Origin of the sequence: Neisseria sp. P0008.S010 (assembly GCF_051962715.1) — a bacterium.
Classification (GTDB): domain Bacteria; phylum Pseudomonadota; class Gammaproteobacteria; order Burkholderiales; family Neisseriaceae; genus Neisseria; species Neisseria elongata.
Genome location: NZ_JBQCVA010000098.1, coordinates 1 through 1,636 on the forward strand (window position 1 = coordinate 1; position 1,636 = coordinate 1,636).

Annotated in this window: 3 protein-coding genes; 1 reads left to right on the top strand and 2 read right to left on the bottom strand. The window is 43.3% G+C overall.

Annotated elements, in window-relative coordinates:
• On the bottom strand, positions 1–181 hold a 181-nt coding region (locus ACTHSL_RS12495; RefSeq protein ID WP_440381645.1), incomplete at its 3' end, for an antirestriction Ral family protein.
• 266 nt (positions 182–447) lie between these two features.
• Between ACTHSL_RS12495 and ACTHSL_RS12500 the strand changes: the two genes are divergently transcribed.
• The gene (locus tag ACTHSL_RS12500) at positions 448–930 is read left to right on the top strand and encodes a superinfection exclusion B family protein (protein WP_000281856.1); all 483 of its coding nucleotides are present in this window, start codon (positions 448–450) and stop codon (positions 928–930) included.
• Here ACTHSL_RS12500 and ACTHSL_RS12505 read toward each other — a convergent pair whose 3' ends face one another.
• Positions 931–1,254 carry an antitermination protein N gene (locus ACTHSL_RS12505; protein WP_001564525.1) on the bottom strand — a complete coding sequence of 108 codons (324 nt, stop codon included), beginning with the start codon at positions 1,252–1,254 and terminating at the stop codon, positions 931–933.
• Positions 1,255–1,636 lie beyond the last annotated feature (382 nt).

The window sequence follows — 1,636 nt, forward strand, 5'->3', positions numbered from 1 at the left end:
GTTTACCAAGTTCTCTGGCAATCATTGCCGTCGTTCGTATTGCCCATTTATCGACATATTTCCCATCTTCCATTACAGGAAACATTTCTTCAGGCTTAACCATGCATTCCGATTGCAGCTTGCATCCATTGCATCGCTTGAATTGTCCACACCATTGATTTTTATCAATAGTCGTAGTCATACGGATAGTCCTGGTATTGTTCCATCACATCCTGAGGATGCTCTTCGAACTCTTCAAATTCTTCTTCCATATATCACCTTAAATAGTGGATTGCGGTAGTAAAGATTGTGCCTGTCTTTTAACCACATCAGGCTCGGTGGTTCTCGTGTACCCCTACAGCGAGAAATCGGATAAACTATTACAACCCCTACAGTTTGATGAGTATAGAAATGGATCCACTCGTTATTCTCGGACGAGTGTTCAGTAATGAACCTCTGGAGAGAACCATGTATATGATCGTTATCTGGGTTGGACTTCTGCTTTTAAGCCCAGATAACTGGCCTGAATATGTTAATGAGAGAATCGGTATTCCTCATGTGTGGCATGTTTTCGTCTTTGCTCTTGCATTTTCGCTAGCAATTAATGTGCATCGATTATCAGCTATTGCCAGCGCCAGATATAAGCGATTTAAGCTAAGAAAACGCATTAAGATGCAAAACGATAAAGTGCGATCAGTAATTCAAAACCTTACAGAAGAGCAATCTATGGTTTTGTGCGCAGCCCTTAATGAAGGCAGGAAGTATGTGGTTACATCAAAACAATTCCCATACATTAGTGAGTTGATTGAGCTTGGTGTGTTGAACAAAACTTTTTCCCGATGGAATGGAAAGCATATATTATTCCCTATTGAGGATATTTACTGGACTGAATTAGTTGCCAGCTATGATCCATATAATATTGAGATAAAGCCAAGGCCAATATCTAAGTAACTAGATAAGAGGAATCGATTTTCCCTTAATTTTCTGGCGTCCACTGCATGTTATGCCGCGTTCGCCAGGCTTGCTGTACCATGTGCGCTGATTCTTGCGCTCAATACGTTGCAGGTTGCTTTCAATCTGTTTGTGGTATTCAGCCAGCACTGTAAGGTCTATCGGATTTAGTGCGCTTTCTACTCGTGATTTCGGTTTGCGATTCAGCGAGAGAATAGGGCGGTTAACTGGTTTTGCGCTTACCCCAACCAACAGGGGATTTGCTGCTTTCCATTGAGCCTGTTTCTCTGCGCGACGTTCGCGGCGGCGTGTTTGTGCATCCATCTGGATTCTCCTGTCAGTTAGCTTTGGTGGTGTGTGGCAGTTGTAGTCCTGAACGAAAACCCCCCGCGATTGGCACATTGGCAGCTAATCCGGAATCGCACTTACGGCCAATGCTTCGTTTCGTATCACACACCCCAAAGCCTTCTGCTTTGAATGCTGCCCTTCTTCAGGGCTTAATTTTTAAGAGCGTCACCTTCATGGTGGTCAGTGCGTCCTGCTGATGTGCTCAGTATCACCGCCAGTGGTATTTATGTCAACACCGCCAGAGATAATTTATCACCGCAGATGGTTATCTGTATGTTTTTTATATGAATTTATTTTTTGCAGGGGGGCATTGTTTGGTAGGTGAGAGATCTGAATTGCTATGTTTAGTGAGTTGTAT